This window comes from Paraburkholderia sp. RL17-381-BIF-C, from assembly GCF_046026435.1.
In the GTDB taxonomy this organism is placed as follows: domain Bacteria; phylum Pseudomonadota; class Gammaproteobacteria; order Burkholderiales; family Burkholderiaceae; genus Paraburkholderia.
In genome coordinates this window covers 1-5719 of record NZ_JARESX010000146.1, presented here as the reverse complement: position 1 = coordinate 5719, position 5719 = coordinate 1, and the positions used below count along the sequence as shown (strand labels likewise).

Sequence of the window (5719 nt, the reverse complement as noted above, 5' to 3'; positions counted from 1 at the left end):
CGCCTCTACAATCAGCCCTCGTCGCCGCGCCTTTCAGGAGTCGATGGAACACGGCATGGACCACTCACTTGCAATTCAAGGGAGCCAAAAGAATGAAGTTACTTTTCCGGTTCTTTACGATCGTTCATGGGCTGATGGCGGCTCTCTTCACCTGCGCGGCGCTGATGTTGATTGCGATTGCCGCTCGCGTCGGATTGAGTGCATTTGCGAGTCAATGGGACGAGGCAAGCGCGCTATCCGTCATTGAAGCTTTGGGGCTGCTGGCTGGGGCCGTTGTCGCCTTGCAGATCGCCGAGACGATCGTAGAGGAAGAGGTCATACGCGAGGCCGACGTGAGCGCGCCGACGCGGGTACGGCGTTTCATGTCGCGATTCCTGGTGGTTGTCGTCGTCGCGCTTGCCATTGAAGGGCTCGTGGCAACGTTCAAAGCGCTGCACCAGGATCCCTCGCAGCTTCGGTATGCGGCCTGGCTGATTGCTTCAACAGCCTTGCTGCTTGCGTCATGGGGCGTGTTCGTCCACCTGAATCGGTCGGCGGAAGAGTTGGAGCCGGAGGCCATGGCGGAGGCTAAGCGTGAAGACAAGAAAGTGTGATGGCGTTGTGGCGGATGTGCTGCGCGGATAGCTGGCGTGACATGTAGCGGTTGATCCGTATGGAAAAGCTTCGTCAGGATGAGGCTGGTTTGTCGGGTGAGGGTGCTGGGCAGTGCGGTAGCGATCGGCCATGAGCGGTCGTTCGACATCAGGCCCAAGATCGCTAACAATCGATCAGTTCCTCGCCCGGCTCACGTTCATCGAGCCGCAAATTAACCGATTGTCAGCTGTGACCATCAACGCAAGCGGCAGAACTTGCTAAATTCAGTTCAGGGATCCGGCGACGTCTGTACTACTCACGCGATACGGTGAGCGTGATGACGTGATTTAAAGCAACCGGTACGCCAGTCGCGCGGCCGCTTTCGCGGTGCACCTGTCCTGATCGAACGTGGGGTTGTACTCCGCGATATCCGCCGCGCGCAGCTTGCCCGAAGCCCGCACGCGCAGCACCATCGCTTCGATCACCAATAGCGGTACGCCCAGCGCAGCGGGCGTCGACACACCCGGCGCCGTGGCGGCCGGCAAGACGTCGAGATCGATCGTCAGATAGACGTCGTCCGCCGCGTCCAGCAACTTCTGAAGCTCAATCAGACGCTGCGGCAGTTGGGTTTCCTGCATATCGACGTCGAACACGTAGTGCACGCCGAGTCGCTCCGCATGCGCGAACAGCGAAGCTGTATTGCTGAGATCGCTGATGCCGAAGCACGCATAGTTGAACGGCACCCCTCGTTGCTCACAGTCAAGCGCGATCTGATCGAACGGCGTGCCGGAATTCGCGGGACGCTTCTGACGCAGATCGAAGTGAGCGTCGAAGTTGATGATCAGCAGCTTGCGCGATATGAGCAGCGTGGCCTCATTCTCGGCTTCACGCTGCTGATGCAGCCGCAAACCGCTATACGTGCCCCACGCGACCTCATGACCGCCGCCAAACACCAGCGGGCGTCCGCCGCCCGCCAGCACCTCACTGACCACGTGGGCCAGTTCCGCCTGCGCGGCTTCGAGGTCGCCGTCGTCGCACACCACGTCGCCTGCGTCGGCAAGTGCCGCCATCGCCGTTTTGGCTGGCAAGCCGGCCAGCGCACGGCGCAATTCGATGGGCGCGTGCGCTGCGCCGATCCGGCCTTGATTGCGGTGCACGCCTTCATCGGAGCAGAAGCCTACGATTACCGGCGCATCGCGCTGCACCTGCACCGCGCTGCCGAACGGCGTCACCTGATTGAAAACACGCCGCGTGTCGCCGGGCTCGCCGTCGTCGGAACGGCCCGCCCACACCTTGTCGTTGAATGGAACTCTCATGCGCGTGACAACACCGCCTGCAGGAATGCGCGTGTGCGCGGCTGTGAGGGCGCTGAGAAAATCTCCGCGGGCGGCCCCGCTTCGACGATCACACCGCCGTCCATGACTACGACCACATCGGCCACTTCCTTCGCGAAGCCCATTTCGTGTGTGACCACCACCATCGTCATGCCTTCGCTCGCGAGCAGCTTCATCACTTGCAGCACTTCGCCGACCAGTTCGGGATCGAGGGCGGACGTCGGCTCGTCGAACAGCATCACCCGCGGCTGCATTGCTAGCGCGCGGGCAATCGCAACCCGTTGCTTCTGACCGCCCGACAGACTCGCCGGCATCACATGCGCCTTGTGCGCGAGCCCGACTTTCTCCAGCAACGCCATCGCAGCCGATTCGGCCTGCGCCTTGCTGGCGCCACGCAACATGCGCGGCCCCACGGTGATGTTATGCAGCACCGACAGGTGCGGAAACAGATTGAACGACTGAAACACCATGCCGACTTCGGTGCGCAGCGCATTGAGCGAACGCTCCTTGAGCATCTCGCCCTGGTCGACTAGCCGATGCCCACATATGTCGATCGTGCCGCCTTCTGCTTGTTCGAGTCCATTACAGCAGCGTAGAAATGTACTCTTGCCCGAGCCGCTCGGCCCGATCACCACCACGACCTGCTGCGGTTGAATATCGAAATCGATGCCGTTGAGCACGGTATGCGAGCCGAACGATTTCGTCAGACCGCGAATGCTGACGATAGGCTCATTGACTTTGGCCACGGTATTCATTGCACCATTCCTCCCACACGCAAACGACGTTCGACGCGATGCAGCGCGTAATTGGTCGCCTGCGTCAACACGAGGTACACCAGCGCGATAGCGAGATACACTTCGAGCGAACGATAGGACACGCTGATGATCTTCTGGCCTTCATGCATCAGATCGTCGATCGTCAGCAGCGACACCAGCGCCGAATTCTTGATCAACGCGATGAATTCGTTGCCAAGCGGCGGGATCATCCGCACGATAGCCTGCGGCAGAATGATCGCGCGCATCGCCTGCCCCGACGACATCCCAATCGAACGCGCCGCTTCCATCTGGCCGCGATCGACGGACTGAATTGCGCCGCGCACGATCTCCGATACGTAAGCCGCCGAATACAGGCCGAGCCCCAGCATGCCGCACAAAAACGCCGGCAGCAGAATGCCGAATTGCGGTAGGCCGAAGAACAGCAGGAAGAGTTGCACAAGCAACGGCGTGCCGCGGAAGAACGTCAGGTACGCGGTGCAGAAGCCGTACACGATGCGCCGCTGCGGCCTCAGGCGGCCGATGCCGATCAACAGGCCAAGTACGCAACTGAGCGCGAGCGACGCGGCGGTCACTTCGACCGTCACCAGCGCGCCGTGCATGATGTCCGGCCAACCGGCAATCACTGGCGAGAAGTCAAGTTCCATTTCGTTTGCCCGGCCGTTTATTGCGCACTCGCGCCGAACCACTTCTTGACGATCGCCGCATACGTGCCGTCAGCCTTGATCTTGGCGAGCGCGGTGTTGAAGGAGGTCTTCAATTGCGGCTCGTCTTTGCGCACGGCGATGCCGTAGGCTTCGGTGGTCAGCGTTTTGTCGAGTACGCGGAAGCCGGTACGCGTTTTCGCGACTTGATACGCGGCCGGCTTACCCGTCACAGCAGCGTCGGCACGACCGATCCCCACCAGGTCGAACATTTCCTGGTTCTTCTCGACCTCGACGCGATTGATCTGCGGAAAGTTATCGCGCAGGAAGCTCACTGACTTCGTGCCTACCTGGACCGAGACTTTCTTGCCGTTCAGATCGGTCACCGTCTTGATCGGTGAATCGCTCTTGACCAGCACGGCCAGACCGCCCGCGTAGTACGAATCGGTGAAGTCGACCACTTTCGCGCGCTCGTCGGTAATGTAGATGCCAGAAATCGCAGCGTCGAAGCGATGCGCGATCAAACCTGGAATCAGACCTTTGAAGTCAATGTCGGTCCATTGCACGCGTTTACCCATCGCTTTCGCGAGCGCATTCATGAGGTCGACGTCGAAGCCGGTGCGCGCGCCGTTCTCGGTGTACTCCATCGGCGGGAAAGTGGCGTCGGTGGCGACGTTCAGCACATCCGGCGTTTGTGCTGATGCCGCGCCGGAAAATCCGCCCAACGTCACGGCGAACGTGACGCATGCGAGGGACAACAGTCGTTGCAGCTTCATGGGGTAGGCTCCTTGTGGTTCTTTCAAGTCATGCGGTTAATTCGGATCCCGAATTGCAGGATGAAATTGAAAAGCTTCGTCCCGTTACTCGGTTTGCATATGCTCGGAAATGGCGCGGGCCGTACGTAGCGTCCCGTCGATGAATTGGCTTTCTCGTCCGATGGCGCGCGTTGATGGCGCCATCAACGTGATCGACGCGCTGCTGCCGGCGCTGCGTCCACTGTGATGAAAGATCGGGGCGCTGACGCCCCACACGCCGGGGTCGACTTCGCTGTCGCTAACGGCGTAGCCCTGGGCTCGAATCTGTTGAAGCTCTGCTTCGATCGCGGCACGGCCGACGGGGTCGTTGTCGAACACACTGTCGAGCACTTCGGCGCGCGCCCTGTCGGCCATGAATGCCAATAGGGATTTCGCCGAGGCGCCCGCCTTGAGCGGCACGGCGCGGCCTTTCTCGAACGAGCAGCGCAACGAATGCTGGCTGTCGACCATCTCAAGGCACATCACCTGATGCCTGACCGCGACCACCAGTCCAATGCTTTCCTGCGACGCGCGCGCGAGCTGCTGCATCTCACTGCGGCTCGCTTCGACGAGCAGCGAATTCACATCGAAGCCAAGCGCGAGTTGCAAGCTGATCGGACCGGGCGCGTAGTATCCGGCGTTTTCGGCGACAAAACCCCAACGCTTGAGCAGCGCGATCTGACGGTACAGCGTGCTTTGCGCAAGCCCGGTCACGGCTAGCAGATCTTTGACCGACATCGCCTTGCCATGACTGGCGAGCGCGGCCAGCACGAGCAACACCCGTTCGGCCCCTGTCACACCCTGTTCCACGTTCACGATCACGCCACCCACAAACCATCAAGAACTCAGAATGCCAGACCATTCTCGAATTTCAAAAAACATATTCCCATTAGATGGGAATAAAAGGGGAGGGATTTCCCGAGGAAGGGGCGTCGGCGGTGCGGGATAGTCCTGACGCTTGACTGCCCGTGGCATTGAAAAGGAAACGATATCCAGAATGGACCGGGTCATTGCCCGAACTCTTTTTCGACCGGGGTAACTATGCGGCGCGCCCGGCTTCGATCGGCTTCTAAGCCTCGAGGAAATCGTACAAACACGGGATACGTAAGCGAACCGCATGTGTCGCGATCTTACTCACAGCGCCAGACGAACAGTTGGGTCCGAACCACCGACCGCAGCGCGCACCTCTGTCTACCATTCGCACTGGTCACCATTAAAAATTCAATATTTTCAAGTGGTTGTGTGATCGCTTGGCGAGGTGCCACCGGATGGCACGCCCTTTGCCTTAATCCTCATCAAGGAGTGCCGACACCCTCAAAGTCACTCTGACATCCTGACTGACTAACTTACGCTTGGAGAATTGAAATGAACACGCTAGTAATCAAGGACCTCCCCGTCGCCGTTGAGATGGATCGTACTGCTATGACCGCCGTCAGCGGCGGCAGGTTGCCGCAGCAGATCGTGAACATCATCCAGGCCGTTTCCGACTACGCAAATGACGCTCCTACCCAGCACAGTTTTACTGGCAGTGGGGCTTCTGTGACGTACTAACAGAAACACGGTGATTTCGTACCTCATGGCCCCCGCCAACGAGGGGCCTC

At 59.9% G+C, this 5719-nt stretch carries 7 protein-coding genes; 2 read left to right on the top strand and 5 right to left on the bottom strand.

Translation table 11 applies throughout. The features are described from left to right. Positions 1–92 precede the first annotated feature (92 nt). Positions 93–593, top strand: a complete 501-nt coding sequence (locus P0D70_RS36075; RefSeq protein ID WP_408188032.1) for a hypothetical protein — start codon at positions 93–95, stop codon at positions 591–593. A 327-nt stretch (positions 594–920) separates the two neighbouring features. Here the strand turns inward: P0D70_RS36075 and hutG are convergent, their stop codons facing one another. The 5 genes from hutG to P0D70_RS36050 all read right to left on the bottom strand — a co-directional run bounded on the left by hutG (position 921) and on the right by P0D70_RS36050 (position 4934). Then, positions 921–1889 (bottom strand): formimidoylglutamase, encoded by a 969-nt coding sequence (hutG, locus tag P0D70_RS36070; protein ID WP_408188031.1) that lies wholly within the window; start codon positions 1887–1889, stop codon positions 921–923. After that, positions 1886–2662, bottom strand: a complete 777-nt coding sequence (locus P0D70_RS36065) for an amino acid ABC transporter ATP-binding protein (RefSeq protein ID WP_408188030.1) — start codon at positions 2660–2662, stop codon at positions 1886–1888. Before P0D70_RS36065 ends, hutG begins: the two co-directional genes overlap by 4 nt. Beyond that, positions 2659–3327: an amino acid ABC transporter permease gene (locus tag P0D70_RS36060; RefSeq protein WP_408188029.1), complete on the bottom strand. Its 669-nt coding sequence runs from the start codon at positions 3325–3327 to the stop codon at positions 2659–2661. The genes P0D70_RS36065 and P0D70_RS36060 overlap by 4 nt, the downstream gene beginning before the upstream one ends. 17 nt (positions 3328–3344) lie before the next feature. Further along, positions 3345–4100: a transporter substrate-binding domain-containing protein gene (locus tag P0D70_RS36055; protein WP_091803640.1), complete on the bottom strand. Its 756-nt coding sequence runs from the start codon at positions 4098–4100 to the stop codon at positions 3345–3347. An 84-nt stretch (positions 4101–4184) separates the two neighbouring features. Further along, complete coding sequence (locus P0D70_RS36050; protein ID WP_408188028.1) at positions 4185–4934, bottom strand: IclR family transcriptional regulator; 750 nt, start codon at positions 4932–4934, stop codon at positions 4185–4187. A gap of 549 nt (positions 4935–5483) precedes the next feature. Between P0D70_RS36050 and P0D70_RS36045 the strand changes: the two genes are divergently transcribed. Beyond that, positions 5484–5669, top strand: coding sequence for a hypothetical protein (locus tag P0D70_RS36045; RefSeq protein ID WP_047897880.1), 186 nt, complete (start codon positions 5484–5486; stop codon positions 5667–5669). The last annotated feature ends 50 nt before the right edge of the window (positions 5670–5719 follow it).